The 26,626-nt window shown below is 65.5% G+C and carries 31 protein-coding genes, 1 tRNA gene and 1 pseudogene; 16 read left to right on the top strand and 17 right to left on the bottom strand.

Annotation, left to right across the window (positions count from 1 at the left end; all coding sequences use genetic code 11):
• The first annotated feature begins 199 nt into the window (after positions 1-199).
• The 3 genes from ACQP0C_RS39950 to ACQP0C_RS39940 all read left to right on the top strand — a co-directional run bounded on the left by ACQP0C_RS39950 (position 200) and on the right by ACQP0C_RS39940 (position 1,394).
• Positions 200-397, top strand: a complete 198-nt coding sequence (locus ACQP0C_RS39950; protein ID WP_433728804.1) for a hypothetical protein — start codon at positions 200-202, stop codon at positions 395-397.
• A gap of 2 nt (positions 398-399) precedes the next feature.
• Complete coding sequence (locus ACQP0C_RS39945) at positions 400-696, top strand: hypothetical protein (protein ID WP_433728802.1); 297 nt, start codon at positions 400-402, stop codon at positions 694-696.
• 476 nt (positions 697-1,172) lie between these two features.
• Positions 1,173-1,394 carry a hypothetical protein gene (locus ACQP0C_RS39940; protein ID WP_433728799.1) on the top strand — a complete coding sequence of 74 codons (222 nt, stop codon included), beginning with the start codon at positions 1,173-1,175 and terminating at the stop codon, positions 1,392-1,394.
• A 105-nt stretch (positions 1,395-1,499) separates the two neighbouring features.
• Here the strand turns inward: ACQP0C_RS39940 and ACQP0C_RS39935 are convergent, their stop codons facing one another.
• Positions 1,500-2,606, bottom strand: a complete 1,107-nt coding sequence (locus ACQP0C_RS39935; RefSeq protein WP_433728797.1) for a DUF4185 domain-containing protein — start codon at positions 2,604-2,606, stop codon at positions 1,500-1,502.
• Positions 2,607-2,964: 358 nt separating this feature from the next.
• Between ACQP0C_RS39935 and ACQP0C_RS39930 the strand changes: the two genes are divergently transcribed.
• Positions 2,965-4,026 (top strand): GGDEF domain-containing protein, encoded by a 1,062-nt coding sequence (locus ACQP0C_RS39930; protein WP_433728795.1) that lies wholly within the window; start codon positions 2,965-2,967, stop codon positions 4,024-4,026.
• Between the two features lie 66 nt (positions 4,027-4,092).
• Here ACQP0C_RS39930 and ACQP0C_RS39925 read toward each other — a convergent pair whose 3' ends face one another.
• Complete coding sequence (locus tag ACQP0C_RS39925) at positions 4,093-5,928, bottom strand: acyl-CoA dehydrogenase (RefSeq protein WP_433734791.1); 1,836 nt, start codon at positions 5,926-5,928, stop codon at positions 4,093-4,095.
• Between the two features lie 413 nt (positions 5,929-6,341).
• Between ACQP0C_RS39925 and ACQP0C_RS39920 the strand changes: the two genes are divergently transcribed.
• Positions 6,342-6,935, top strand: coding sequence for an alpha/beta hydrolase family protein (locus tag ACQP0C_RS39920; RefSeq protein WP_433728793.1), 594 nt, complete (start codon positions 6,342-6,344; stop codon positions 6,933-6,935).
• Positions 6,936-7,033: 98 nt separating this feature from the next.
• Here the strand turns inward: ACQP0C_RS39920 and ACQP0C_RS39915 are convergent, their stop codons facing one another.
• From ACQP0C_RS39915 to ACQP0C_RS39900, 4 genes are all read right to left on the bottom strand, one after another.
• Positions 7,034-7,738 carry a class I SAM-dependent methyltransferase gene (locus tag ACQP0C_RS39915; protein ID WP_433728791.1) on the bottom strand — a complete coding sequence of 235 codons (705 nt, stop codon included), beginning with the start codon at positions 7,736-7,738 and terminating at the stop codon, positions 7,034-7,036.
• 372 nt (positions 7,739-8,110) lie between these two features.
• A complete protein-coding gene (locus ACQP0C_RS39910; protein ID WP_433728789.1) occupies positions 8,111-9,358 on the bottom strand; it encodes an erythromycin esterase family protein in 1,248 nt (415 codons plus the stop codon).
• Between the two features lie 135 nt (positions 9,359-9,493).
• Positions 9,494-10,603 (bottom strand): DUF4185 domain-containing protein, encoded by a 1,110-nt coding sequence (locus tag ACQP0C_RS39905; RefSeq protein ID WP_433728786.1) that lies wholly within the window; start codon positions 10,601-10,603, stop codon positions 9,494-9,496.
• A 171-nt stretch (positions 10,604-10,774) separates the two neighbouring features.
• Positions 10,775-11,536 (bottom strand): crotonase/enoyl-CoA hydratase family protein, encoded by a 762-nt coding sequence (locus ACQP0C_RS39900; RefSeq protein WP_433728784.1) that lies wholly within the window; start codon positions 11,534-11,536, stop codon positions 10,775-10,777.
• Positions 11,537-11,648: 112 nt separating this feature from the next.
• On the opposite strand from ACQP0C_RS39900, the gene ACQP0C_RS39895 reads away from it, so the two are divergent.
• From ACQP0C_RS39895 to ACQP0C_RS39885, 3 genes are read left to right on the top strand one after another with little or no spacing between them, the layout of a single operon-like run.
• Positions 11,649-13,187: an acetyl-CoA acetyltransferase gene (locus ACQP0C_RS39895; protein ID WP_433728782.1), complete on the top strand. Its 1,539-nt coding sequence runs from the start codon at positions 11,649-11,651 to the stop codon at positions 13,185-13,187.
• The gene (locus ACQP0C_RS39890; RefSeq protein WP_433728779.1) at positions 13,184-13,984 is read left to right on the top strand and encodes a crotonase/enoyl-CoA hydratase family protein; all 801 of its coding nucleotides are present in this window, start codon (positions 13,184-13,186) and stop codon (positions 13,982-13,984) included. The genes ACQP0C_RS39895 and ACQP0C_RS39890 overlap by 4 nt, the downstream gene beginning before the upstream one ends.
• Positions 13,969-14,673, top strand: coding sequence for a TetR/AcrR family transcriptional regulator (locus ACQP0C_RS39885; protein ID WP_433728777.1), 705 nt, complete (start codon positions 13,969-13,971; stop codon positions 14,671-14,673). The genes ACQP0C_RS39890 and ACQP0C_RS39885 overlap by 16 nt, the downstream gene beginning before the upstream one ends.
• Here the strand turns inward: ACQP0C_RS39885 and ACQP0C_RS39880 are convergent.
• The gene (locus tag ACQP0C_RS39880) at positions 14,657-15,445 is read right to left on the bottom strand and encodes an alpha/beta fold hydrolase (protein ID WP_433728775.1); all 789 of its coding nucleotides are present in this window, start codon (positions 15,443-15,445) and stop codon (positions 14,657-14,659) included. The genes ACQP0C_RS39885 and ACQP0C_RS39880 overlap by 17 nt on opposite strands.
• 106 nt (positions 15,446-15,551) lie before the next feature.
• On the opposite strand from ACQP0C_RS39880, the gene ACQP0C_RS39875 reads away from it, so the two are divergent.
• The 3 genes from ACQP0C_RS39875 to ACQP0C_RS39865 all read left to right on the top strand — a co-directional run bounded on the left by ACQP0C_RS39875 (position 15,552) and on the right by ACQP0C_RS39865 (position 16,532).
• Complete coding sequence (locus tag ACQP0C_RS39875; protein ID WP_354954856.1) at positions 15,552-15,776, top strand: hypothetical protein; 225 nt, start codon at positions 15,552-15,554, stop codon at positions 15,774-15,776.
• On the top strand, positions 15,763-16,059 hold the full coding sequence (locus ACQP0C_RS39870; protein ID WP_433728773.1) for a hypothetical protein: 297 nt from the start codon (positions 15,763-15,765) through the stop codon (positions 16,057-16,059). The genes ACQP0C_RS39875 and ACQP0C_RS39870 overlap by 14 nt, the downstream gene beginning before the upstream one ends.
• A 143-nt stretch (positions 16,060-16,202) precedes the next feature.
• On the top strand, positions 16,203-16,532 hold the full coding sequence (locus ACQP0C_RS39865) for a hypothetical protein (RefSeq protein ID WP_433728771.1): 330 nt from the start codon (positions 16,203-16,205) through the stop codon (positions 16,530-16,532).
• Positions 16,533-16,791: 259 nt separating this feature from the next.
• On the opposite strand, the gene ACQP0C_RS39860 is transcribed toward ACQP0C_RS39865, so the two are convergent.
• Both ACQP0C_RS39860 and ACQP0C_RS39855 read right to left on the bottom strand, forming a co-directional pair.
• A complete protein-coding gene (locus ACQP0C_RS39860) occupies positions 16,792-17,094 on the bottom strand; it encodes a DUF1905 domain-containing protein (RefSeq protein WP_433728768.1) in 303 nt (100 codons plus the stop codon).
• Positions 17,095-17,138: 44 nt separating this feature from the next.
• Positions 17,139-18,575, bottom strand: coding sequence for an alpha/beta hydrolase (locus tag ACQP0C_RS39855; protein ID WP_433728765.1), 1,437 nt, complete (start codon positions 18,573-18,575; stop codon positions 17,139-17,141).
• Between the two features lie 403 nt (positions 18,576-18,978).
• On the opposite strand from ACQP0C_RS39855, the gene ACQP0C_RS39850 reads away from it, so the two are divergent.
• A complete protein-coding gene (locus ACQP0C_RS39850) occupies positions 18,979-19,206 on the top strand; it encodes a hypothetical protein (protein ID WP_433728763.1) in 228 nt (75 codons plus the stop codon).
• 146 nt (positions 19,207-19,352) lie between these two features.
• On the opposite strand, the gene ACQP0C_RS39845 is transcribed toward ACQP0C_RS39850, so the two are convergent.
• The 4 genes from ACQP0C_RS39845 to ACQP0C_RS39830 all read right to left on the bottom strand — a co-directional run bounded on the left by ACQP0C_RS39845 (position 19,353) and on the right by ACQP0C_RS39830 (position 21,501).
• Complete coding sequence (locus ACQP0C_RS39845; protein WP_433728761.1) at positions 19,353-20,240, bottom strand: TIGR03619 family F420-dependent LLM class oxidoreductase; 888 nt, start codon at positions 20,238-20,240, stop codon at positions 19,353-19,355.
• 70 nt (positions 20,241-20,310) lie between these two features.
• On the bottom strand, positions 20,311-20,688 hold the full coding sequence (locus ACQP0C_RS39840; RefSeq protein WP_433728759.1) for a MerR family transcriptional regulator: 378 nt from the start codon (positions 20,686-20,688) through the stop codon (positions 20,311-20,313).
• Between the two features lie 362 nt (positions 20,689-21,050).
• Positions 21,051-21,230, bottom strand: coding sequence for a hypothetical protein (locus ACQP0C_RS39835; protein ID WP_433728757.1), 180 nt, complete (start codon positions 21,228-21,230; stop codon positions 21,051-21,053).
• A gap of 200 nt (positions 21,231-21,430) precedes the next feature.
• Positions 21,431-21,501 (bottom strand) — tRNA-Gly (locus tag ACQP0C_RS39830).
• 112 nt (positions 21,502-21,613) lie between these two features.
• Between ACQP0C_RS39830 and ACQP0C_RS39825 the strand changes: the two are divergent.
• Positions 21,614-21,679: pseudogene (locus tag ACQP0C_RS39825) on the top strand (hypothetical protein); the annotation flags it as partial.
• Positions 21,680-21,692: 13 nt separating this feature from the next.
• Here ACQP0C_RS39825 and ACQP0C_RS39820 read toward each other — a convergent pair.
• The gene (locus ACQP0C_RS39820) at positions 21,693-21,914 is read right to left on the bottom strand and encodes a hypothetical protein (protein ID WP_433734839.1); all 222 of its coding nucleotides are present in this window, start codon (positions 21,912-21,914) and stop codon (positions 21,693-21,695) included.
• A 25-nt stretch (positions 21,915-21,939) separates the two neighbouring features.
• Here ACQP0C_RS39820 and ACQP0C_RS39815 point away from each other — a divergent pair, with 25 nt between their 5' ends.
• Positions 21,940-22,314: an alpha/beta fold hydrolase gene (locus tag ACQP0C_RS39815; protein ID WP_433734838.1), complete on the top strand. Its 375-nt coding sequence runs from the start codon at positions 21,940-21,942 to the stop codon at positions 22,312-22,314.
• Positions 22,315-22,421: 107 nt separating this feature from the next.
• The gene (dcd, locus tag ACQP0C_RS39810) at positions 22,422-22,994 is read left to right on the top strand and encodes a dCTP deaminase (protein WP_433728755.1); all 573 of its coding nucleotides are present in this window, start codon (positions 22,422-22,424) and stop codon (positions 22,992-22,994) included.
• Positions 22,995-22,996: 2 nt separating this feature from the next.
• Here dcd and ACQP0C_RS39805 read toward each other — a convergent pair whose 3' ends face one another.
• From ACQP0C_RS39805 to ACQP0C_RS39795, 3 genes are all read right to left on the bottom strand, one after another.
• Complete coding sequence (locus ACQP0C_RS39805; RefSeq protein ID WP_433728753.1) at positions 22,997-23,362, bottom strand: hypothetical protein; 366 nt, start codon at positions 23,360-23,362, stop codon at positions 22,997-22,999.
• A 222-nt stretch (positions 23,363-23,584) separates the two neighbouring features.
• Entirely contained in the window at positions 23,585-24,409 is an 825-nt protein-coding gene (locus ACQP0C_RS39800; RefSeq protein ID WP_433728751.1) for a helix-turn-helix domain-containing protein, read from the bottom strand.
• Positions 24,410-24,534: 125 nt separating this feature from the next.
• Positions 24,535-24,984: a hypothetical protein gene (locus ACQP0C_RS39795; RefSeq protein WP_433728749.1), complete on the bottom strand. Its 450-nt coding sequence runs from the start codon at positions 24,982-24,984 to the stop codon at positions 24,535-24,537.
• 233 nt (positions 24,985-25,217) lie between these two features.
• On the opposite strand from ACQP0C_RS39795, the gene ACQP0C_RS39790 reads away from it, so the two are divergent.
• Positions 25,218-26,558, top strand: a complete 1,341-nt coding sequence (locus ACQP0C_RS39790; protein WP_433728747.1) for a helix-turn-helix domain-containing protein — start codon at positions 25,218-25,220, stop codon at positions 26,556-26,558.
• Positions 26,559-26,626 lie beyond the last annotated feature (68 nt).

Below are 26,626 nucleotides of genomic sequence, written 5' to 3'. Positions count from 1 at the left end.
ACCCATATTCGCAGGTCAGAACGGTTCTGCGGTGGTGTGCTGATTGTGCACCCGGGACCGGGGCGGCTGCGACGAATTGCCGAAATCTCAGCATCGGACACGCGCCCGGTTCCGACCGCCGAACAGCGCCGCCGCGTGGCGATCACGCGCGCCCCGGGTCCGGGTGCACCCTGTCCGTTCCTGCCGGAGGTATCCCAAAATGGCTGCTGCTCAGCATCTTCCACCGTTCGAACATGGCGTTCCGGACGCCGAACTGACCCTCGAAGCCGCACATGAGGTGATGCGCACACACATCGATTGCTCGATCACCGCATGTCCGATCAAGCTCTACGCCAAGACGTTGCTGGTGCGACACCGGCACCTCGAACCGGCGGAGCGACCGAAGTTCGGATTCTGACGATGCCGGATGACGAAGACGCGGCGCTGATAGAGATCCACGTCATCCAGGACGTTATAGATGCCGTGGAAACCCTACTGCGCCAAACGGAACGCAGCGGCCGACAACTCACCGCCCCGCGCTCACGCATCTATGCGACCGTCCTCTACGCGGTCCTCGCCAGTGCCCGCGAGCAGCCGTTCCGCCCCACCCTCGACGCCGCCGACCTACTCGACTCCATCCTCGACGGAGCCGAATCACCCCACCCCGACAACACCCTCGCCGAACTGATCGAGACCCACATTGCGAAGGCGAACTGAAACCACCGTGACATACGGTCGATACCAATCGTCAAGTGCGCATGTATGTTACGTCGAAACCACGTGAAGATGATCTCAGCTCGATCTGCGAATAGCTGGATAATTACAGTAAGCGACCGATGCGATCGGTTTGGTCACTTCATTCCGTTTGGAATGGTGTGCAACAGGATCCGACCCTGTCTGCTGCGGATTTCGCGTTGCCGGGCCCGTCGCGCCAGGTACGCCGCAGTGGTGCGACTCGGCGGCTATGTGGCTCGGATGTCGCCGCGCTGGTACGGTTTCGGTGACTCGCTCCCATTGGAATCGTGTTCCGGGGATATCAATTCGAGTGAACCGCAATCGTTTGGCGAATCAGATTGATCCGCCCACAATCTCAGGGGCTTGTCGCCTCTCCGTGTGGTGATGAAACTTCTTTCGGCTGGTAATAATCGGTTACCGGCTGGATATTTCTCCACGGGTTCAAAGGGAAGTTCTCAATGAGCAAAGTGCGCGTGCTCGGTGTCGCCTTCGCGGCTACCGCGGGCATTCTTCTGATCGGTTCGGGTATGGCATCGGCTGCCGATCAGGGCATCGTCCTGGAGCCGATCGGAACCATCGCCCCCGGCGAGCCGAACCCGAATGGGACCGGTTCCAGCTCGGCGATCACCGATCTGGTGAAAGTGCTGTCCACCGGCTCGACAGGCGCCAAGACGCAGTAATCGGATGCTGGACGTGCCTCACCTCGAAATGAAGTGGGGCACTTCGCTTTTGCGGATCCACCGTGCCGCGTCGCGAATCGATGTGGCCCGAATCCACTCGGCGTCCTATAGCGGCGATCGCATGAGCAGCACGTTGTACTGGTTGTACACCGAAAGCAAGAAGTACAGGTCATTTCCGGTCTGGTAGGGGAAGATCATCGGCGCGTAAGCACTCGGCAGGGAGGGCCCATCGACGAGCACCTGCGGCTCGCTCCATGGCCCCTCCGGCCTGTCCGCACTGCGCATGACCACTGAATTGGTCGAATCCGTTGTGAGCATGATGAATTTGCCGAGATGCTCGTTCCACATCACCGACAGCTCGGCGACCCCGTCGACGATCGGTGCGGCGACCTTGGCGTCCGGCTTCCACTCGGTGCCGTCCCAGTACTCGTATCGATCGATATCGGCGATATCGGCTTCCCTTGCGCGTGAGACGAATCCGGGATGCTGCCGCCCTGCGGCTGTGCCGTAGCGGTAGACGTAACCGTCGTCCTTCAGGAAGGCGTTCTGCTGAAAGTTCTGATACCCGTCCACATTCGCGCGTCGGGTGGTGGTCAGCGGGGCCCAGCTGCGCCCGCCGTCGCCGGAGACGGCGAGGGTGGAGAAATTGGTTTCCCACTTGCCGTGTTCGCCCCAGCTGGCCACCGACATCAGGCTCAGGTACTGCACTCCACCCACCGAAATGCCCGCTGTCGGGATGAGACTGATCTCGATGCCGGGAATCTTCGGGCTGGGCAGCGGATTATTGCTCACGACACCGTCGAACGAAATCCCTTGTGACGGATCCTTGGTCGTGCTGCTGAACAGCACTTGGCTGCTCCAAGCCCACACACTGCCGACGAGCAGATTGGGGAACCCGAGGCCCGCACTGTCGCCGAAGGCGGTGAGCATCCGTCCACTGCCGTCATCCCACATGATGCCGAGGTCGGTGCCGAGCACATTGACGTTCTGGGTGCGATTGGGGCTGTCCATGCCGGTCATCTGGAAGACCGCCTGGGTCACTCCGGGTAAGCGTGGTAGCCCGCGCGGCTGGCCGTTGATGCCGGGGATGGGGTTGATGCCGGGAATGGGGATCACGATATTCGGGTCGGCGACGGCCGGTCCGGCCAATCCGATCGAGAGTGCGGCGGCGAGGACACCGGCTCTGGTGAGTGCGGACAGCGATCGGTTCATCCGGACGATCCCTTCTAGCGCGCGGTCTGCCCGGCCATTGTGCCCGGTTTCCGGCCCCCTTGTCGGGACGCGTCCGATGTGGAACCGGAGGCGAACCCGTAGCTACACTGAAGATCATCAGGAGGCGGGGCTCAGGGAGTGGCCGACCTGTCACCCCGGGCGACCATAGGTCGCCCGATGCAGCTTCTACGGCGGTGGGCTCGGTCGCTCGATTTGTACGGTTTGCCGCATCGCTCGCGAGGGCACAGCTGTTCCATTACATCCAGCAGGATTGGTGAACGCTAGGCGGTGGCTCATGGGTGATAGTCGCGCAACGCTTCGAAGTTGGTGGCACGATCCGGTGCATTACCGCTGGCTCGTGCGAACGTTGGAATCGCATTTCGCCCTAGGTCCGGTCAAATTCATCATCGGTGCGGGCGGCGCGGTGATGCTGCTGATCAATATGTTGATGTCGCTGTCGCCCGCCGGTCCATCGGGAACGGTCGATCGTGCGATCTTCGCATTCGCGGGATTCACCGCGGCGGTATGGACGATGCGCTGGTGGTTGTTTCCGTGGCCGGGTGCGCTCACCTCATTGGTCCTGTGTACCTGGGCGGATATCGCCATCACCGCATCGTGTCTGGTGGACCGCAATCGGGTGTACGGCGCGTTGAGCGCGATGCTACTGGTGGTGACCGGGGCCTACATCACGTTCTTCCACAGCCCGCGGGCGCTGGCCGTGCACGCCGCGTGGTCATTGCTTTCCATCGGCGTCCTCGCCGGTTATGTGGTGACCGATTCCACGGGTGGCGATGTAGCGCTGGCGGCGGCGATGGTGCTGATCATGATGGCGGCCATCGTCGTGGTGCTGCCCGGGCTGCAATTCTGCTACTGGGTACTGCGCACCGACGTGCTCTCGGATCCGCTGACCATGCTGCTGAATCGGCGCGGTCTCGACTATTACCTGTACCGCTCCCGCCATCGGCAGTGTCTATCGGTGATCGCCCTCGATCTGGACCGCTTCAAGGCGGTCAACGACACATTCGGTCATATCGTCGGCGACCAGGTGCTCGCCTCGACGGCCCAGCGATTGCGGGCGGTGGTCGAACCCGATGCCATCGTCGCCCGCACCGGCGGCGAGGAGTTCGCGGTGGTCGGCGAACTCGATCGCGATGGTGCGCTCGCCACGGCCGAGAGGTTGCGTCGCGCCGTCGAGGCGGCGGCCGGGGTGCCCGTCGCCATCACGGCCAGCATCGGCGTCGCCGTCTGCGAGGGCGGTGCGGACACCGATCGGCCCCAGCTGCTGCTGCGCTGTGCGGATTCCGCGATGTACGAGGCGAAACAGTTGGGCGGCAATGCCGTTGTGCTGGCCGAGCCCCCGATCTACATTCCGGATACCGCGCCCACCCCGCGACGAGATCTGTCGCGTCGCGGCAAATGACCGCGGCGGCCCGGATCGCTCCGGGCCGCCGCTGTTCGTATTCGATTGTGTCCGAACGCTATCGGATCAGAACGCCGCTTCGTCCAGCTCCATGATGTCGTTGTCCAGGTTCGACAGGATGGCGCGGGTCGCGGTCAGCTCGGGCAGCACGTTGCGGGCGAAGAACTGCGCGACGCCGACCTTGCCCTGGTAGAACGCCTCATCGGCACCGGTGGCGCCGTTGTCGAGGGCCTTGATGGCGACCTCGGCGCCACGCAGCAGCTGCCAGCCGATCAGCAGGTCGCCGACCGCCATCAGGAAGCGCACCGAGCCGAGACCGACCTTGTACAGCTCCGACGGGTTCTCCTGAGCGCCCATCAGGTGCCCGGTCAGGGTGGCGGCCATGGCCTGCACATCCTCGAGCGCGGTGGCCAGCAGCTTGCGCTCGCCCTTGAGGCGACCGTTGCCCGCCTCGGAGTCGATCAACTTCTGCACCTGACCGGCCACATGGGCCAGTGCGACGCCGCGGTCACGGGCGATCTTGCGGAAGAAGAAGTCCTGCGCCTGGATGGCGGTGGTGCCCTCGTAGAGCGAGTCGATCTTCGCGTCGCGGATGTACTGCTCGATCGGGTAGTCCTGCAGGAAGCCCGAGCCACCGAAGGTCTGCAGCGATTCGGTCAGGTACTGGTAGGCCCGCTCGGAACCGACACCCTTGACGATCGGCAGCAGCAGATCGTTGACCCGGAAGGCCACATCCTCGTCCGCACCGGAGACCAGCTGCGCGATATCGGCATCCTGGTGCGCGGCGGTGTAGAGGTAGATCGCGCGCAGACCCTCGGCGTAGGCCTTCTGCAGGGCCAGGCTGCGACGCACATCCGGGTGGTGGGTGATGGTGACGCGCGGGGCGGCCTTATCGGTCATCTGGGTCAGGTCCGCACCCTGGACGCGCTGCTTGGCGTAGTCCAGTGCGTTCAGGTAACCGGTCGACAGGGTCGCGATGGCCTTGGTGCCCACCATCATGCGCGCGTTCTCGATGACGTCGAACATCTGCGCGATGCCGTTGTGCACCTCGCCGACCAGCCAGCCCTTGGCGGGCACGCCGTGGCCGCCGAAGGTGACCTCACAGGTGGCCGAGACCTTGATGCCCATCTTGTGCTCGACATTGGTGACGAAGACACCGTTGCGGTCGCCCATGGTCTGGGTCTCGAAGTCGAAGTGCCACTTCGGCACGTAGAACAGCGACAGGCCCTTGGTGCCCGGACCGGCGCCCTCGGGGCGGGCCAGCACCAGGTGCATGATGTTCTCGAACAGGTCGTCGGAGTCACCCGAGGTGATGAAGCGCTTGACGCCCTCGATGTGCCAGGAGCCGTCCTCCTGCTTGATCGCCTTGGTGCGGCCGGCGCCGACGTCGGAGCCGGCATCCGGCTCGGTCAGCACCATGGTGGCGCCCCAGTTGCGGTCGGCGATGACCTGCGCCCACTTCTTCTGCTCATCGGTGCCGTTGTTGTAGAAGACCTGCGCGAAACCGGCACCCGCGGCGTACATCTGCGCGGGCGGGTTGGCGCCGAGGATCATCTCGCCGATCGCCCAGGACACGGCGCTCGGGGCACCCAGGCCGCCCAGTTCCTCGCGGACGGCGACCTTGGCCCAGCCCGCGTCTTCCAGCGCGCGGTAGGACTTCTTGAACGATTCGGGGAGAGTGACCGTGTGGGTCTCGGGATCGAAGGTCGGCGGGTTGCGGTCACCGTCGACGAACGAATCGGCCAGCGGACCCTCGGCCAGGCGACGCACCTCGTTGAGCATCTCCTTGACGGTCTCGGTGTCGAGGTCGCCGTAGGCGTCGCTGTCCAGGATGGCGCCCAGGCCGAGTACCTCGAAGAGGTTGAACTCCAGGTCGCGGACGTTGCTCTTGTAGTGGCCCATGTCAGTACTCACTCTCCGTTGAGTTGGTGCGGTCGGTTGGTTGCCGTTCCCGCCCGTTGTCGTCCACCGAGCCATGCCGGTTTTCCGCATGCTACTCGCGGGTAACTTATGAGCCATATTACCGGTCGGTAATGGGCTCGCAAAGACTCGGGCGGGCAATGTGACGCGGAAAACACCCCACGACGTTGCCGTCTGTCTACGGTTCGCGTAGTAGACGAATTGTCCGGTGGCTGGTGGGTTTTGAGTGGCCTGTGTGCTCTGAGTGGCGGGCGGGTTTCCTGGCGCCCGGTGGATTCGGCGGATCGGTGGGTGTTCAGAGTGGCTGGTGTGTGCGGGTTGCCGGTGGGTTCCGGGTGGGCGACGCGTTGCGGGTGGCTGGGGGTTCGGGGGTAGCTGGGGACTACCGTGGGATTGTGCGAATCGAGACGAGCGCCGGGCCCGCGGAGATCGAGCTCGACAAACCGCGCAAGGCGGCGTTTCTGCTGCTGCTCACGCACGGATCCGGTGGTGGTGTGGACGCGAAAGACCTGCTCGCGGTGCGGGACTGCGCCTATGAACTGGGGGGCGCGGTGGCGCGGGTGGTGCAGCCGTATCGGGTTGCCGGGCGGCGTGCGCCCGGGTCGGCGGTCAAACAGGACGAGGCCTGGTTGGAGATAGTCGCCGACCTGCGTCGCCGGGTGCGGAAGGTGCCGCTGATCCAGGGCGGCCGCAGCAACGGTGCCCGAGTCGCCTGCCGCACCGCAATCGACGCCGATGCCCGCGGGGTGCTCGCATTGTCGTTTCCGCTGCATCCGCCGGGTAAGCCGGACAAGACCCGGCGCGAGGAGCTACTCGCCCCTGGCGATATCGAGGTCGTCGTGATCAACGGTGCGAACGACCCGTTCGGCATCCCCGACCCCGCCGACGCCGCCGAGGTTCGCGTTATCCCTGGTCAGCCACACTCCTTCCGCTCCGGATTCGACATCATCGCGGAAACGGTCAAGCCCTGGTTGCAGCGCTGGAGCTAGGCCCGTTTTGCGCTGTCGGGAGCACCACTGGTCAGCTGGTCTGCGTCACCTGTCCGCTCGCTGTCGCTGAGCAGCGGGAATTGCGGAATCTGTTCGGATCAGCTGGGTGGGGCGGCAGGTTCGATGGCTTGTGGGAGTGGGGTGGGTTTGCTGGCGACGACGAGGGCGTCGATGGCGTCGCGTTCCTCGGTGGGGCGGTAGACGCGGTCGGCGATGTGGACGCGGATGCGGTCGGTGTCGGGGCCGAGATCGGCGATGATGTCGCTGGGGGTGAACAGGACCGAAGGGTCCTTCGGGCCGCCGAAGCCGTCGGTGAGATTGGTGCTGTCGTGGCCCAGGACCAGCAGGGTGCCACCTGGGGCGAGCAGGTCGGGGAGGCGGTGGACGAGCGGGCGGCGGTATTCGGCGGACAGGTGCAGGAAGACCATCAGCACCAGTTCGTAAGGTCCGGTGATGCCCGCGGCGTCCAGGTCGGTGACGTCCGCACACTGCCAGCTGATGCGGTTGCGAACCGAGCGGGACAATCGCGTCGCGATGGTGCGGCCCTTATCGATCCCCACCTGTGAATAGTCCACGGCATGCACGTGCCACCCATGCGTGGCCAGCCACAAGGCGTTGCGACCTTCGCCGCACGCGAGGTCCAGCGCCCGCGGCAGACCGGGCGCTTCGCCATCGGGCGCGTCCGGCATCACCGGAGCAACCCGCTCCAGCCCGTACACATGCTCCACCACGGTGCTGTTCGGCGGTGCGCCCCACACCAATTCACTCTGTGTATACCGCGTATCCCAATCGGTCGCGTCCATACCCGCGATTCTATTGACCCCGCACATCCCGCCACCCAGCGCTGCGCCGAGCACTCTGGCGCCCGCTCCGGCAACACCGACACCCACAACCCCCGCCGAGACCCGGCGCATTCCGCACCGTGCCACGCATCTCCGCGGACCCGGCGACTCCGCGGACCCAGCGACTCGGTGCACTTCAAGACCGCCGCGCTCCGCGACTGCTGCGGTCCGCGACTGCTGCGGTCCGCGACTGCTGCGGTCCGCGACTGCCGCGTACTCCGGACTGCCGCGCTCCGCGACTGCCGCGTACTCCGGACTGCCGTGCATGCCGCAGCCCTCCGCGCAATCATTGAGCCACCGCTTCGTACTACCGAAGCGCCACAACACCAGCGCCTATGCGCTCGCTTCCGGCAGCCAGTGCATCGGGGAGGTTTCGCGGATGTGGATGAGTACGTCGAATGCGTCGATGAGAGATCGGACCGGGGTGTGGGCGGTGGCGTCCTTGGCGGGGTCGTAGATGCCGCTGATCGTGCGTAGTTTCGCGGGGCGGTGCAGCCACTGTCGGACCGCGTCCGGGGCGGTGTTGTGCAGATCCAGGTAGAAGGCGGGCAGATCCAGTTCGCCAAGGGTGGCGTCGATGAGGTCCGGTAGTGGTTCCGGTGCTACCGCCATGCCGAGATCTCCGTGATGGAAGCCGATGGCCACCGATACGTATTGCGCACCGAAGTGTGCGCGCAAATAGCTACCGGTGCCGCGGAATTCGGAGGTTTCGGCTGGGCCATCCTCGAGGGAGAGGGCGGCGGTGTGGCCGATACCGTCCCAATAGGCGATCTTCGCGCCGGTGCTGCGCTGCCATTCGATGACCCGATCCGCCGCGGGTCGCTCATCGCGTGCGAAACCGCCCTGTCCGGCAACGCTTTTCTCGTGGAAATCGACGATAAGTCGCAAATGTGTCAGTGCTTTGTCGAATTCCGTTGTCGCCGGGAGTTTTTCGAATATTGCGAGGGCGTCACGGGCGTCATCGACGAACGGGCGGCCCGGATGAATTCCTTGATGGCGCTGCACATGTTCATCCACTCGGTGTGCGGTGCGAATCGGAGTGAGGTGAGATTCGATGGCTGCCAAGCGATCCGGCGCATGTCGGCGCAGGTAATCCAGCACCACTTCGTAGTCGGATGATTCCGCACGCGGTGGCTCCACGCCGAAGATCCGGACCGGATCGTCGGGATGCTCCTGGTTGAAAGCGTGTATCCAGGACAGCGCCGCCGCCATTTCGGCCGTCCGGTTCGGCCGCCACGCACCGGCGAGCACGGTTTCCGGATCGCCCACGCCAGCGCGCACAAACGCGTCGAGCCGCTCGCCGGAGCGCGCACTGTCCTGCACCGCGAGCGCTCGGTACCCGTATTCCTCGACCAGCACCCGGAATACGCGCTCGCGCACTCCGAAGGTCTGCCGGGAGAACCGGGTCGATTCACCTAGACCGACCACGGTCGCCGATCCGAGTCGATCGGTGAGCGGCACGAGATCGCGGCCGGTGCCGTTCGCCTCGGTATCGGAGATCGGCCGTGCATTCGCTCGCAGCCATATCCGCAGATCCGATGCGGCGGTGACGGATTCGCTGGTTGCGGCGGTGCTGCCCATGATTTCTCCTAAAAGCTCGACGATCCGACGCGATCAGCCTCATACCTGAAGTGATGTTGAGGTCAAGTCGAACTCGAAAAGATCAGCGGGGCATGGGCGCCGATACCGCGACCATGCCCCGCTGATCCGGTGAATTCAGAGCGTTGTGCGCATCAGAATCACGTTGTACTGCGAATGCACCGTCGTCAGGAAGTACAGATCACGCCCGGTCTGGAAGGGGAAGATCGACGGCGCGTACGCACTCGGCAGCTCCCGCGTATCGATCAGCACCTCGGGATCGCTCCATGGCCCCTGGGGCGAGGAAGCCCGCCGCATGACCACGGAATTGAACGGATCGGTGGTCAGCGAGATGAACTGACCAAGGTACTCGTTGTACATCACCGACAGCTCGCCGACGCCCCCCATGATGGGCGCCGCCGCATCGACATCGCCCTTCTTGCTCCAGTGCTCGCCCTCCCAGTACTCGTATTCGCCCAGGTTCGCGATATCGCCCTCGCGCACCCGCGCGATGTACGCCGCCCGATCGCGGCCGGATCTGGTGCCGTACTCGTAGACGTACCCGCCGTTCTTCAGGAACGCGTTCATCTGGAAATTGGCATTGGCGCCCTCATTCGGACGCCGCGCGTTGGTCAGATCGGCCCAGGTCTCGCCATTGTCGCCGGAGGCGGCGAGTCCGGAGAAGTTGGTGGTCCACTGGCCGATATCGTCCCAGGTCCGCACCGACATCATGCTCATGAACTGCACGCCGTTGATCGAAATGCCCGCGGTTGGAATGCGGCTGATCTCCACGAATGGGATCTTCGGACTGGGGATCAGGTCGCGCGCCTGGCCGAAGATATCGCGCACGACGCTGTCGAAGTAGATGCCATTGGCCGGATCGTGGGTGTGGCTGCGCACCAGAATATTGCTGCGCCACGCCCAAGTGCTGCCGGCCAGCAGATTCGGCAGGCCGAGCCCGGCGGTATCACCGAAGGCGGTCAGCATCTCACCGTCCCCGTTGTCCCACATGATGCCGAGGTCGGTGCCGAGCACGTTATAGCTCTGGGTGTTGTTCGGGCTGGCCAGTCCGGTCATCTGGAATACCGCCCTGGTGCGCCCGCCCAGGTTGGGCAGCCCGCTGCTGCCGTTGAGGACCGGGATCGGATTGATCGCGTTTGGGTTTGCCGAGGCAGGGGTAGTCGCTATGAGGAGCAAGGCCGATGCTCCTGCCAATGCCGAGAGCAAGGCGGATGCGGACTTGTTCAAAGTCTCTGAGCCCTCCGGTTTCTGGCCGAAGCGGCGCTTGATAGGCAGTACCTACCGTGTGTGTTGCGCCACATTTCGGCGGGCTGGCAAATCGTTCAAGATGCTAACAGCGAAACCAGTGAAATTTGTGGCTTGTGCGATTTGTAGTGAAAGTTGTGAATACTCCGGAATCTAAGTTGCCGAAGATTTGCCTCGGGTTAAGGCCGCCCGCAGTATCAATGGCAGCTGAGTCGCCCGTTCGATCGCGAAGGTGCGCCGGGGCGATGCGTGCCAGGAGCGATCGAAGAGTTGCTTGGCTCCCGCGACCGCGTGCGGGGAGCGGGTTGCGATGCGGTTGGCGAGTTGTTTCGCCGCCGCGACCGGGTCCGCGGTCACCTCGGTGATCAGACCGATGCGCGCGGCGTACGCGGCGTCGACGGTATCGGCGGTCATGGTCAGCAGCAGCGCCTGGTCGACGCCGATGAGGCGGGACAGCGTCGCCGCGCCGGTCATATCCGGGACCAGGCCGTGCTTGGCCTCCATGACCGAGAACTCCGCGTCGGGGGTCGCGAAGCGGATGTCGGCGGCCAGCGCGATCTGCAGTCCCCCGCCGTAGCAGCGGCCGTGCACCGCGGCGATCACCGGCACGGGTAGTCGACGCCATGCCCAGCACGCCTCCTGGAAGGTGTTGGTGCCGCGCCATGGCAGCGGGAGGAAGTTGCGCACGACGGTGAGTGGATCGCTGGTCGCCTTGGCGACATCGAGGCCGCAGCTGAAACTCGGGCCGTTGCCGGACAGGATGACCGCGCGGACGTCCTTGCGTCCGGCGATGGTGTGCGCGGCGGTGACGAGGTCGCGCAGCATTTCGATGGTGAGGCCGTTGTGCTTGTCCGGCCGGTTCAGCGTGACGTAGGCGCGATCGCCGTCGAACCGCAGCGCGATGTCAGAGCCCATGCTCCAGATCTTACTCACGAGTCAGTTCGTGTCGAGAGCATTGCCCGCGCACCTGCGCTCTGTTCTAATCGAACTCAAGTTACCGTCAATGTTGACGGTAAAGAGCGGAGGAATGATGCTGCCACCCGGATTGGATCCGCGAACGCCGGTGCTCGTCGGCGTCGGACAGGTCGTGCACCGCGGTGGTGAGCCGGGTCTGCCCGGACCCGTCGAACTCGCCACCGAATCCCTGCGCCGGGCGGGCGCGGATAGCGGCACCGGCGACCGGCTGTTGCGATCGGCCGATCTGATCGCCGCCGCGGCCCCGGTCAGCAGGCCGTATCCGGACCTCGGTGCGCTGGTCGCCGCGGAACTGGGGGCTGCGCCGAAGCGCACCCTGCAATCGGTGCGGTTCGGCGGTGACGCACCGCAACGCCTGGTCAATACCGTCGCGCAGGCCATTGCCGACGGACGCTGCGAGGTCGCGCTGATCACCGGGGCCGAATCGGTCGCGTCCTGGAATGCGGCCACCCGCAGCGGCGCCGCACTCGATTGGCCCGAGCAGGCCGAGGAGGTGCGACCGACCGAGATCATCGGCACCGATCGCGGACCCAATACCGAGATGGAGACCGCGGCGGGACTGTGGGGTCCGGTCTACTTCTACGCGCTGATGGAGACCGCGCTGCGCGGGCGGCTGGGTCTGAGCGAGGCCGCGCACGGGGAGCGGATCGGCGCACTGTGGTCGCGGCTCTCGGCGGTGGCGGCGCGGAATCCGTATGCGTGGCAGCCGAGCGAACAATCCGTCGACGATGTGCTGACGCCGACGCGCGCGAACCGCATGGTGTCGACGCCGTATCCGAAGCTGCTCGTCGCGAACCTATCGGTGGACCAAGGCGCGGGACTCATCCTGTGCAGTGCGGCGGCGGCCGATGCGGCGGGCGTGCCGCGCGAGCGCTGGGTCTTTCCGCATGGCGGCGCCACCGCGACCGACGAGTGGTTCGTATCCGAACGCGCGGATATGTCCACCTCACCCGCCATTGCCGCGGCCGGGCGGGCCGCGCTGTCCGGCGCGGGTATCGGCATCGACGAGGTCGCGCATATCGATCTGTACTCCTGCTTCCCGGTCGCGGTGCAGGTCGCGGCCGAGGCGCTCGGTCTGCCGACCGACGATCCGGCGCGGCCGCTGTCGGTCACCGGCGGGCTCACCTTCGCGGGCGGTCCGGGCAATAACTACGCGACGCATTCGATCGCGACGCTGGCCGATCGGCTGCGTGCCGACCCGTCGGCCTACGCCCTGGCCAGCGCACTCGGCTGGTACATCACCAAACACGGTATCGGCGTCTACTCGGCGCGCCCGCCCGCGCGACTCTTCCGCGCCGTCGAAGCGGAAGTGCCTGCGGCACGGCGTGATACGGCTGCGGATTACACCGGACCGGTCACCGTTGAGGCGTACACCGTCGCCTATCGCAAGGGCCCCGCGCCCGACCACGCCGACGAACCCGAGGCCGTGGTGATCAGCGCGCTGACCCCGGCCGGTGCCCGCATACTGGTCCGGGCGTCCGATGCCGACACCATCGCGGCGTTCACCGATGGCGACCCGATCGGCGCGAGCGCCGATGTGGCCGCCGCCGACAAGCTCACCCTGCTCACCACCGAGAGGACCGTCCAATGAGTACAGCAGCGCAAGGCGATTCCGTCAGCGGTGGGTCCGACCTGGTACTGGTCGAACGGCGCGATGCGATCACCGTGCTGACCGTCAATCGTCCGGACGCCCGCAACGCCATCAACCTCGCCACCGCGCGGGCCATCGAGGCCGCCGTCGACGAATTCGATGCCGATGCCGATGCGCGCGTGCTCGTGCTCACGGGTGCGGGCGCAACCTTCAGTGCCGGAATGGATCTCGTCGCCGCGTCGAAGGGTGAGATGCCGATGACCGCCAAGCGCGGCCCGCTCGGCATCGCCGCGAAACCACCTGCCAAGCCGATGATTTCGGCCGTCGAGGGCTTCGCGCTCGCCGGTGGTTTCGAGCTCGCCCTCGCCGGTGATCTCATCGTCGCCGCAAGCAATGCCCAGTTCGGCATTCCGGAGGTGAAGCGCGGCCTGGTCGCCGCGGGCGGCGGTGTGCTGCGGCTGACGCAACGGCTGCCGCGTCCCATCGTCGCCGAGCTGGCGCTCACCGGCGGGCGTATCGACGCCGAACGGCTCTACCAGCTCGGCCTGATCAACCGGATCACCGAACCCGGTGGCGCGCTGGCGGGTGCGTTGGCCATGGCGGCCGAAATCGTTGCGGCCGCACCGCTTGCGGTGGCCGCGAGCAAGCGCATCATCGACGAGTCACCGGATTGGTCGGTTGCCGAGGGCTTCGCGAAGCAGGGCGAAATCGCCTTGCCCGCACTGTTCTCCAAGGATGCCGCCGAGGGCGCGCTGGCCTTCGCGCAGAAGCGCGAACCCCAGTGGCAGGGACAGTAACCGACCCCACCCCTCGGGGTGGCCGGGCGACGGGCGGGCTCGAACGCGTCCGGGAGACCCAGGCGCAGCGCCGCTCGCGCATGCGCACACGGCTGCTGGACGCGGCGGTGGACAGTCTGGTCGAGGTCGGTTACGCGGGCACCACCACGCTCGAGGTGCAGAAGCGGGCCGGGGTGCCCCGCGGCACCCTCCAGCACCACTTCCCGACCAGGGCGGATCTGCTCGCCGGTGCCGTGGAACATCTCGCCGAGCGCCGATTCGCTCAGCTGACAAGGGAATTCGAGGCGATTGCGGCCGAGGCGGACCGGCTCGAAACAGCGGTCGAGCTGACCATGCGCATGTTCACCGGGCCGACGTTCTGGGCGGCACTGGAGATGTGGGTCGCCGCGCGCACCGATCCCGAACTGCTCGCGGCCTTCCTGCCGCTGGAACATCGACTGTTCGACCTGATGCACAACAGCATTCGCGACATCTTCCGTCAGGAGTTTCCCGACGACCCGCGAGTGCCGACCATTACCGAATTCACCATCGAGATCATGACCGGGCTCGCCCTGCGGGTCCTGCTGACCGGTGACCTCGACCGCAACCGAATCCTGCAGCACCGCTGGCGAAATGCGGTGCGCATCCTGCTCGGCACCGCCGATCCGGCCACCCTGACCGAGCCGCGACCGGTCAGGGATGCGGACTGATCGTGTCGAGCAGAACTTTCGCGCATCCGGCCGGATCATCGAAGAACGGGGTGTGGCCGCTGCCGTGCAGGGTGATGTGGCGGGCGTTCGGGAGCACGGTGCGTGCGCGCGTGCTCTGGGTCGCGTAGGTCAGCAGGATGTCGCGGTTGCCCCAGGCGATGGTGACGGGAATATCTGTCAGCGCGCCGATTTCGTGCAGCTTGGCATCGGTGAAGGAGGCAAGCGCGGGTTCGAAACCGGGTGCGTCGACCGCGCCGCGCGCGGTGTCGATGGCCACCTGCGTATCGATCGCCCACGGCTTGCCGAAGACCAGGGAGAGGAAGGCCGTGCGGCCCGCGGCGGTGCCGAGGACGGCCGACCAGATCGGGCGCAGCGCACGCGCGAGTTGGCGGGACTTGCCCAGTGACTGCTGGCACCACACGCGGCCCGGGGTGTTCCAGAATCCGATCGGGGAGTAGGCGGTGACCGAGCGGGCCAGCCCGCGCGCGCCGAGGTTCAGCGCGATGAGTCCACCCATCGAATTGCCCGCCAGATGCGGCCGCTCGATGCCCTGTTCGGTGAGGAAGTCGAGCAGCGCCTCGGTCAGGGTGTCGACGGTGGTGTGCGCGATCGGTGCCGAACCCGCGAAGCCGGGCAGATCGACGGCGATGACATCGAAGGATTTGGCGAGGGTGTCGATGATCGGCTCCCACACCTGCCAGCGGCTGCCGACCCCGTGCACCAGCACCAGTGGTTCCCCCGCGCCGACCCGATGGTGGTTCAACGTCGTCATATTGTGACCGTAACAGCCGTGACCGGTCATCGGACCGAGATTTCCGGCCATGACCCCGCCCGGATTTCCGCTGGCAGTCGGCAGAAACGTGGGTACGATAAATGGTATGGCAACGCGTAAGGTCACCCTTTCGCTGGACGAGGCGTCCTGGGCCTTCGCCGAACAGGCGGCGGCCCGCGCAGGGATGTCACCCTCGGCGTGGATATCCAAGGCCGCGCGTCGCGAAGCCGTGCGGACCGGCGTCGGTCCGGTGCGCGATGTGACGGCCCAGGCCGCGGCGGACGAGGCGGAGCTGACCGCCGCCGAGGAGGAGATGCGTGCGCAGGGGTGAACTGTGGATCTATCACCCACATGGTTCGCCGCGGCGCCGTACCGTCGTGCTCATCAGCAGTGATGGCATCAACGAATCACCGAGACAGTGGCTGATCGCCGCCGAGGTTGTCGACGAGGACCCGCAGGACATCCTGGCCGTGCCCGTCGAGCGGCACGGGTGGGTGCACGCCGGGAATATCGGCCGCATCTATCGCGGCTGGCTGGCCGAGCCCATCGATGAAATGGAATCGGACACGCTGGAACGGCTGGATACCGCGTTGCGTGCCGCCATGGATCTTTGACCCGCTCGATCCAGCTCTGCGCGAGTGCGCCTCCGGACTGGGAAGACGACAACTCGGCTACCGCCGGGCGCCGTACGGCATTATCGTTGCGGCGCCACGCGGTGGCCGTCACATGTGCAGACTGAACTGAGAAGAGGAATCAGGTGCGGACCTTCCTTATCGCCGCAGCGCTCGTCGCGCTGCCGGTATTGGCGGCGTGCGGTAACGACAAGGCCGCGGACCAGCCCGCGGTAACCCAGGCCGACCTCGCCAAATCGCTGCAGGACAAGGGCCTCAAGAGCAAGGCGCTGGCCGACTGTGCCGCGAAACTCTATGTGGACCAAGGCATTTCGCAAGAGGGCCTGCGCAAGATGGTCAGTGACGAATACGATGCCAAGGCCGCCGACCCGAATAACTTCGGTATGAGTCAGTCCGATGCGGACAAGGCCCGTGAGGCCAACTCCAAGATCTTCACCGAATGCCGCGCGAGTTGAGCTGATCGCCGCGCGGTCGTGTCGGTCAGTCCGTCAGTGTGATGGGCTCCCCATTGTGGCCCGGCGACCAGCAGATCTGCCAGCAGCGAGTGCAGGTCGCCGGGTACCAGCCGGTCGTCTGGTCGTGTTCAGCTCGTCCAATGTCCACCAGTAGTGGCCGGTGATCGAATCGCGTTCCTGCGGAGTGAAACCCGTTGTGTCGATATCGAAACCGTCGGCTCGGGCGAGAAAGTAGTGCTCGCGCCAGTTTCCTTGACGGTCAGGCGATAACGGTCAGGTCGACGTGTGCTGGGGAGCCTGCGGCCAGGGCTTCGGCAATTCGGATCGCCTTTTTGAGGGGGAGTACATAAGTGGCTCGAGATTTGTCGGGGAACAGCGAGGTGGACCAGCGGCTGGCGCCGATGGTCACCTCGACTTTCACCGCGCCGAAACCGGTGGCACGATGTGCGTACTTTTCCTCGATCTCATCCGCGATCGTCTCGGGTACATCTATGAAATGCCATGCGCCCTGGCCATGGTGTTCCCATACCTCCGCCGTGAAGGAGTATCGCGCGCCGGTCACCCCGTGACTGTAGCGATGGGCGCCGACATCGGTGGCGGACCTGGTCAGGCGGCTGGGCAGTGCGTGGAGGGGGCGGGGACGGTGAGGTCGATGAGGTAGCGGTCGGCGGCGGAGGTGGTGCAGGGGGTGCGGCTGTAGGTGGCATGGCCCCAGCCGTCGTAGGTGAGCAGGGTGGTGTCGGGGGTTTGGGCGGCGACCTGGGTTGCCCATTCGAGTGGGGTGGCGGGGTCGTGTCGACTGTTGAGGATCAGGATCGGTGCAGTGCCCTCGGTTCGCGGGCGGTGTGGCAGGTTCTGCGGCGGGGTCGGCCAACCGGAGCAGAGAGTGCCTGCGGCCCAGGCGAAATGGGCGCGCAGTGTGGGGGCGTTGGTGTTCTGCTCATGCCACTGCTGGGTCCAGTCGTTCTGATCGGCGATGTCGAATTTCCAGTCGGCACACACGATTGCCTCCGGCGCTGCCGTCGGCACGCCCGATCTCTGGGCTGCGGCAAGCTGGGGCGGGGCTGGTGGCTGGGCGGTGAGAGCTTGCAGATCGGTGGTCAGACCGGCCCAATCGGGGCGGTAAAGCCGCTGTGTCACTGTGGCACTCAGATCCATCGGGCCGAGTGCCCGGTCCGGTTTCGCGAGGTCGCGCAGTTCCCCGCGCCCGGCCCTGGCGAAGAGTTCGCCGTAGACCCGGTGCACATCCGTGCCGTGTAGCGCGCACGTCTGGTCGCGTTGGCACCACGCCGCGTATTCGTCGAAAGCGTCCTGTCCCGCACGTGCTTCGGAGGCGAAGAAACCGCGTCCGTCGAGGCTGTGGTCGTCCACGCTGTCCAGCAGTGACGCCCGCAACCGCCGTGGGAACAGCTCCGCGTACGCCTGAGCGGCCATGGTCCCGTACGAGCGGCTGTACAGGCTGACTTGATCCACCCCCAGCGCGACCCGCAGTGCCTCCACATCACGCGCGACACTCACGGCATCGAGATGGTCGACCAGTGGCCCGGTATGTTCCCGGCAGCTAGCCGCGAGATCTCTTGCATAGGAACGAACTTCGTCGATCCGGCCACCGAGCTCCGGCACCATGTTCGGCCGATGCGCGACCAGTCCGGCATCGCAGCGCAGCGGATGGCTGCGCTTCACCCCGCGCGGATCGAGACCGATGATGTCGAATCGCGCCCGCAGTTCGGACGAAAACCTCCCGCCCGTCAAGATGTCGTCCACGCCGGAGCCCCCCGGCCCGCCGGGCAACGAAACCAGCGTCCCCACCTTCCGCCCCGGATCATCGGCCTTGTCCCGCACCACCGCAATAGCGATCGTCGCCCCATCCGCATCGGCCCAATCGATCGGCACAGCGACTGTCGCACAGTCGAATTCGGCATTTTCCTGACAGGGTTGCCAGTCCAGGGTGGGTGTCCGACTCGATGCGGAAGTGCAGCCGACCAAGGCGGCCGGTATCAATGCGGCAGCCAAGGCAGTGCAGCAGATAGTGCGAAAAACCATGATGCGATCGTCACCTCGCTGCCCGCCCACCCACATCCCTCCAGCGAGCCATCTCCCACTAACCCCCCGGTACTGGACTGCAACCCCGCGAACGCTCGGCCATTCGCATACGGCTTACTCGGGCCGGAACGGCCGAATCTGCAGGCGGGGAACGACTTTCGAGATAGCAGCGGATGCGAGCTCCGGGTTCTAGCTGGCGTATTGTGGCCGGGTCGGCGTCCGCATTACGGGTTCGCCGCTACAACTCGAACGGATTTCGAAGCCATCAATAGGTAGGAGAAGAGATGAAAAGCCTGGTCAAAGGTGTGGGGATGGTTGCATTGGTCCTCGCGATAACTGCGCTGTTCACGCAGTCGGGCCTGCCTCGTCGGTTGATGCTGGTAACGAAAAGGAACTCGCTCAATTGACAGACGATTCCGCAACCCCGCCCGAGCAGTTCGTCGATGACAACTACGACGATGATGACTACGACGTCAGCCTGGAGGATCCCGTCATCGAGGACGACGTGCCGACGACCTGGCAGGAGTTTGCCGAAGACGCGCGGAAGACCAGCACTGCCGACAAGCCGATGATCGTCGGCCCGGAATTCGGGAGCGTTACCCTTCCGACAGCGGCCTATCTGATCGAGTAGACGAGCTTTCCGCAACGGTTCCCGAGCGGCCATGGCAGGTAGTGAAGCCGCTATCGTGTCCAAAAGTCGTGGGATGGCGGCCTGGCCGGAATCCGAAGTGCTCGACCATTGCCACAGCGTCCGGGAAGTTGTCGGCGAGCGCTGTTTCAATTCGTCGGCGGTAGTGCTGATCGTCGTCGCGATGAAAGGTCGAATCGTTCGGCGAATTCCGACATCTGGTCGTGTTGCCGCGCGGGGTCGGCACCAGCGAAGCCAACGACGATCCGATCCACACCGTGCTCGGCGAATTCCTCGACCTGTTCGGGGGACATGTCGGCTGATCCCCAGCGGGTGTACTCGATTTCGGCAGGATCGCGTCCTGCATCGGTGGCGGTCTTGCGGGTCAGTTCGATCTGCCGGTCACGTTCGTGTTCGGTGAGCATGCCGCCGGCGAAATAGCCGTTACCGCGTCGTCCGGCGCGCTGGGCTGCTGCCGCGCTGGAGCCTCCGATGTGGATGGGGAGCGCGGTCGTTTGGTGCGGTTTGGGATAGCTGCACAGGTTGTCGAAGGCGAAGAACTCGCCGTGGTGGCTGACGCCGTCCGGGCCGCCCGCCCACAGCAGGCGCAGCACATCGATGGCCTCGTCCGCGCGGCGGCCACGGCTGCGGAAATCGACGCCCATCGCGTGGGCTTCCCCGGGCAAGGCACCGAGGCCGACGGTGAGGAGCCGCATCCTGCCTCGGGACAGCACGTCGACGGTGGCCAGCCGCTTGGCCAGGTCCACCGGATGCCGGTACGGCAGCAGTAGCACACCGGTACCGAGCAGAATCCGATGTGTGGCCGCGGCGACGAAGCTCAGGCAATCCAGCGGATCGAAATACGGCAACGTGGGCGGCAGCTCGCCCGCGCCGTAGTCAGCGCCTGGATACAGCGCGATATGGTCCTGGACATACAGTGCCTCGAACCCGAGGTCTTCCGCGTGCTCGGCGAACGCTACGAGGCGATCGGGATCGGTGCCGTTGAACGCAGTGCCGTAGCTGGTCGCAAACCGCATTACGAGAATCCTTCCTGGTACGGATGGGAAGCCGGTCCTTGCCGTGCGGGCTCGACCGTAGGCAACAGTGCTAGCGGGAGAATTCACACTTCGGGGGTGGGCTGGCCACGGCGCTGATTCGCGCGCTCACGTGTCGCCGCGCAGCGGAGAGCCTGTCGATCGCGTCGTCGATCTCGGCGAGCTTGCGCCGCAAGGACTCGACCGATTCCGGGCATTCGTCGGCGGAGCGGTGGCCGTTGCGTAAGCAGGTGATGAACGGGCGGGCATCGACCAAGTCGAAACCCAACTCCAGCAATGCCCGGATTTTCCGCACGATCTCGAGCTCGTGCTCGTCGTAGACGCGGTAACCGTTGGCCGACCGCTCGGGCTGCACGAGTCCGTGCTGCTCGTAGTAGCGCACCGTGCGTGTACTCGTGCCAGCGCGCTCGGCCAGCTCTCCGATCAGCATGTGCCCGTCCTCTCGTGACTGCTGCGGCAACCGTAAACCTTGTCGCCGACGTCAAGGCAATACCGCAAACCCACACCCACCCCCACTCGGCTCCGCTCTGCCCGAACCCACACCCAGCCGTTGACAACATCCCACCTGCGGCCCGCCCGCCGACGCAGTTCGTCGATGGCCGAGCTGGACAGCAGCCCATGGCCTCCGCTCAACTGGACGCGCATCTCGGCGGCGGTGGGGCCGTCGCACCATTCCAGATGCCAACCGCCCCACGAGTCTTTGCGGTTGCCGAGCCAGTTGCCGTCGACGCGCTCCGGTGCGGTCGCAGAGCAGCTGCGCCAGCTGCCACGCGTGGCGGGAACGGTTGCCGCTCAGCGCTGGCGATGCCCGGGATCGGTAGCGCACTCGGTGCTTCGAGTGAGCATTTCCTGGATGCGCGCGTGCAGGTAGGCGAGATCGGCGACGCGTTCCGCGTTCAACATCGGCGGCGGTTGGCGGTCGCGGGTGTCGGCTTCCCATTCGGGCAGGGTGGGGGATTCGGTGGTGCTCATCGCGGCCCTCGTCCTGCCGTCACGGGTGTGCTTGTGGCAGTGGAGGGCAACTCACCGGCATTACCAAAAATGCCTGGTCCCAGCGGATTTGTACCGCAACCCCATTGAGGCGCATAGGGTACAGCTCTGGGTGCAATAGCCGATCCGGCCGATTGGGCGTTGGAAGTAAATGCCCTGGTCAGGGGCGGGTATTTCATCTGAGCCGATGACGGGAATCGAACCCGCGCTGTCTGCTTGGGAAGCAGAAGTTCTACCATTGAACTACATCGGCACTGCGCTATGCGCGTCCGCGACTCTATCAGACCAGGCACTATGTCGGTCAACTTCCGTCCCGAGGGTCGGGCCGGGCTCGGTTGGCGGATGCGGGCGGTGCCGGTCGTCCGGTGCTGGCTCTGCACGGGCATCTGGAAGAGGGGGCGACCTGGGCCGATCTCGCGGCGGAGCTGGCGCCCGACTGGCGGCTCATCGCCCCTGATCAGCGCGGACATGGTGATTCCGAGCGCGGCGGGCGAGTACTCGCTCGACGGTTACGTCGCCGACGCCGTCGCGGTACTCGAGCACCTCGACCTCGGTCCGATGCCGGTGCTCGGACATTCGGGCCGCGGCATCACGGCCATGCAATTGGCCGCGCGGCATCCGGAGCTGGTCTCGGCGCTGATCGTCGAGGAGATGGGAGCCACGCATGTGAGCACCCGGTTCGCTCGACTTCGTGCTGGGCTGGCCGCGCGAGATGCCGAGCAGGCAAGAATTACTCGATGCGCTCGGGTTCGCTGCCCCGATGTTCGCGAATGTGTTGCGGCCGAATGCGGATGGCAGCTGGCGGCTGCCGTTCGTGCCAGGGGATATGGTCGATTCCGAAGCCCAGGTGACCGGCGATCATTGGGGCGCGTGGCTCGGCAGCGCTTGCCCTGCCCTGTTGATCGCGGGCAGCCGACAGCCGTGCGTCGATCCGGGCCTCGTCACGGAGATGATCGCTCGGCGGCCGAACTCCACCCTGGTCGAGTTCGATACCGATCATTTCGTACACAAGGGCGACCCGACCGGATTCGCCAAGGCCGTTCGAGAGTTCCTGCGGCAGTACTGAACTACACCCGGCTCGAAGTTGTTCGGGTGGTGTGCGGGGCGGGCGTCTCGACCGGTCACCTCGCGGCGGCTGCGGAGCGTCATCGAGCAGGCGCTACGCTCGTCGGCGTGCTGCTTTCCGATCGTGACATCCGTGCGGAGATCGCCGCTGGGCGTCTCGGCGTCGAGCCGCTGCTGGAAAATCTGATCCAGCCGTCGAGTATCGATGTGCGCCTGGATCGATTCTTCCGGGTATTCGACAACACCCGCTACACCCATATCGATCCCGCGCAACGCCAGGACGAGCTGACCAGCCTGGTCGAGCCCGCCGACGGTGAGCCGTTCGTGCTGCATCCGGGCGAATTCGTGCTCGGCTCCACGCTCGAGGTGTGCACGCTGCCGAGTGATCTGGCCGGTCGGCTGGAGGGCAAGTCGAGCCTCGGCCGGCTCGGTCTGCTCACCCACTCGACGGCGGGTTTCATCGACCCGGGTTTCAGCGGTCACATCACGTTGGAACTGTCGAATGTGGCGAACCTGCCGATCACCCTGTGGCCCGGTATGAAGATCGGCCAGCTGTGCCTGCTGCGCCTGACCAGCCCGGCCGAGCATCCGTACGGCAGCGCCACCGCGGGCTCGAAGTACCAGGGGCAGCGCGGACCGACCCCCTCCAGGTCCTATCTCAACTTCCCGCTGCCTACCTAGCATCAGGTTCTCGCGGGTCGGAAGTGGCGGCGAGTTGCGGCCGGAATCCACAGCAGCGCCAACACGATCACCGAAAGCGTCCAGCCCGCCAGCAGCGCCGCGTGGGCTCCGCCGGTGGGGAACAAAACCCAGACCACGAACCGGCCGATGAACTGGCCTCCCAGCAGAAACGAGATCGTGACGCGCGCCCAATTCCGCCCGCGCACCACCGGCGGTATCAGCGCCGCATAGATCGGCCCGCTGATCAGGTGGAACACCGTGCCTACATGCCAACCGAACGGCGGCCACAACAGCACGATGATGTGATCGATCGCGTGAATGCCGACCCCGAGGGCGGCGATACGCACGGTTGTCGGAGTCCCGGACATGTCCGGAACGCTACGGAGCGAGCGCGGCACAGTATTGGACAAAACGGCCACGGGCGAAGGTGTCACTCGAATGACTCCCGCGTCGGGCTGCCGCAGCGGTGCTGCCTGAAGGGATCGGTCCTGCGGCGAGGCAACTTTGGACGAGTCCTCGCGGGATGCGTCGGTCCTGGTGCAGTCGCCACCGGGCCAGTCGCGGCGGTAGGAGTCCAGCCCGCTATCGCCTCACGAATCGGCGCCAGACGAATTGGCAAGGCCGAGTAGGTGTCCGGGTGTTGCGCCGGCGTAGCGTTGGAAGTCTCGGTACAGGTGGGATTGGTCGTAGTATCCGAAATTGCTGGCCAGAGTGCCTATTTCGACCGCAGGCGAAGTCGTCAGGGCGACAAACGCGCCCGAAAAACGCATCAGTGATCCATAGACCTTCGGTGGCAGCCCAACCTGTTCGGTGAATCGTCTGCGGAGATGCCTTCGACTCCAGCCGGATTCGACAGCCAGGTCGGTGAGCGGCGTTGTGCCCCCTGATCTCTGCAGTTGGCGAGCGGCCGACACGATCGCCGAGTCGGTCTCCGCGTGCGCCGACCGGTTCCGAAGATATTCGCCGACCAGCTCGAATCGCCCTGACCAGCTCGCCGTCTCCGCCAGCCGTTCGGTGAACCGTCGCGCCGAGTTGCCGAAGAACTCGCCCAAATCCACTGCGGTATTGCGTATTTCATCGAGCGGCACCCCGAGTAGCCGACGCGCCGCCCATGGCTCCAATTGCACCTGCACACTGCGCATCCGCCCGAAATGCTCGGCCGTGCCCGCCCGGTCGTGCAATCCGATCACCAGTGCGGCCGGATCCATGGCCTGCCCCGCGAACGTACCCTCCATCGCGAAGACGATTTTCACCGTGCCGCCCGGAATCTTGCGCCTGCGTACGGGTCTCGGCTCCAGCACATCGAAGCCGAAGCACCGGATCACATCGAGACCGGATAGGGCGGGGCCGTGCACGATGTGGCGGGTGTCGACCTGAAAGGTCCCACGCAAATCCGCCGCCCTTTCACTGCCCATGAGCCCACGGTAGATCGTTCGAACCTACCCGAAAACACCCGACCGAGTCCGCCCCTGTCGACTGCCAGTTGAGGGGCGGACCCGGTAGGTTCGGCGCCGAGCGGCGGCGGGGACCGACGACGCATTCAGTCCCCGCCGCCCGCCCCCACCGCGAGGGCCGTCGTGATGACGACGGATAGCGGTGGGAGCGTGTCGCCGCGACTCGGTGGGTCGACCCAGAAGCACCCTTCCCGGGTCCACCGACCGAGCCCGGTCGGCAACATCACGGCACTGCCGATCGCGGGTATGCCTATATCCAGCCGGTTCAGCACCTCCAATACCTGCGCGCCCGGCCGACTGTCCGGCTCGGCAAGGAAGCTCCAGCGGATCTGCCTGGCCAGCATGGGGCCCCTCGTCCCCTGCTGTTCCAGTGCGGCCCTGACCTTTTCGGCCCGAGCCGTCGGCAGGTGGACAACACAGACTCGGCCGGTGATGGGCAGCATCACGAATCCGCCACGTTCGGTTACCGGTAGTCCGAATTCGTGCCGGTAGAAGGCCACCCAATCGTCGACCGTCCTGAGTTTGTCCACATTCACGACCACTCCTTGCCTCCTCCTCTCCAAGGGTCCTGTGCGAGACGGCGTTTCGGCTATTGCCCACCTGCCCAACTTCTGCTGCCATTCCGCTGCCCCTGATAGCGGAATGCCTTTGGATGTGGCCGCACTCACAAACCGCTCGTACCCTGGGAAGGAGTTCGATCGGAAGGGATGACATCGTGGTCCGGCACTGGTCAGGCAGAGAGGCCCGTGCGCTTCGCGATGCCAGGCGGATGAGCATCCGGGAGTTCGCGGCACATCTGGGAGTGCACGAGCGCCTGGTATCGAAGTGGGAAGCCGGTGGCGCGCGGGTCCATCCACGGCCGATCAACCAAGCCGCCCTCGATACCTCCCTGGCCAGGTCCGACGATGTTGTGCGGGCACGGTTCGCAGCCATGATCGATCAGCCGGTAGTCGATCGACCGGCCGAGCCCGGATTCGACAGGCGGGCCGACGCATCGGCCCGCGCCAGCTATTCCAGTGACGCGGATCTTTTGGCTCTCATAGACGCCGGTGCGGTGAGAGGTGATGCGTTAGCAGCGATTTCAGAGAGGGATCTGATCATGGCGGCTGCCCACGAGGCGAGCGAGCACGCCGGGAAGGCAGAGAGTACCAATGTGGGTGCCACCACCTTGGAACAGCTCGACGCCGATGTCACGCGCATCGCGAATGATTATGTGCACATCCCACCGGTGCCGATGATGGTGGAGATGCTGCGAGTCCGACGCCGGGTGTACCGGCTGCTGGAAGGACATCAGCGCCCCGCCGACACCAGCCATCTCTACCTGCTGGCGGGCACACTGTCGGGGCTACTCGCCAACGCGAGTACCGACCTCGGATACTTCGACGCTGCAGGCGAGCAGATCAGAGCGGCCTGGGCCTACTCGGAACTGTGCGGTCACAACGGGTTGCGCGCCTGGACCCGCGGCATGCACGCGCTCGTCGAATACTGGTCGGACCGGCCGCGCCGCGGCGTACTGCTCGCGCAGAGCGGACAGGAGTTCGCCGAATCGGCCACGGCCAAGGTTCGACTATTGAATATCGAGGCCAGAATCTGGTCTCGATTGGGCAGTCATGCCGATGCCGACCGCTGCATTCGCGCCGCGGACGACGCCCGCGAGGCGTCCGAGAGCGACACCCTGCACGACGAGGTCGGCGGCGTCTTCGGCTTCAACGAGGCGAAGGCCCATTACTACGCGGGCGCGACCTATATCCACCTCGGCCAGGCCGAACCCGCACTGGCCGCAACCCAGCGGACGATCGAGTTGTATGCGAACGGCCCCTCGGAGCAGCGCTCCTACGGCGCCGAGGCGTTGGCTCGGGTGGACAATGCCGCGGCGCATCTGATCAATGGCAGTCTGGACGGCGCGGCCGCCGCCCTGGTTCCGGTGCTCGGGCTGGCCGAGGACAAGCGCATCGCGCAACTCGAAGAACGGCTCATCGGCGTACGGCGGAGGATCGCGGGACCGGCGTTCCGTGATGCGGTGGAAGCACGCTACCTCGATGAACGGATCGAAGAATTCTGCGGATCCACTGCGGCCAAAGGCATCCCACCGGGTAGCCCGTCGGCCTGATCCGGGCGCTGTTGTGCCCGTCGGATCGGTGCCGCGCATACCGGACGGTCCAACCACTGTGACGTGGA

This window comes from Nocardia sp. CA-129566, assembly GCF_050956075.1.
GTDB lineage: Bacteria > Actinomycetota > Actinomycetes > Mycobacteriales > Mycobacteriaceae > Nocardia.
Note: the sequence above shows the minus strand (reverse complement) of the source record. Positions and strands in the feature narration are given on the sequence as shown.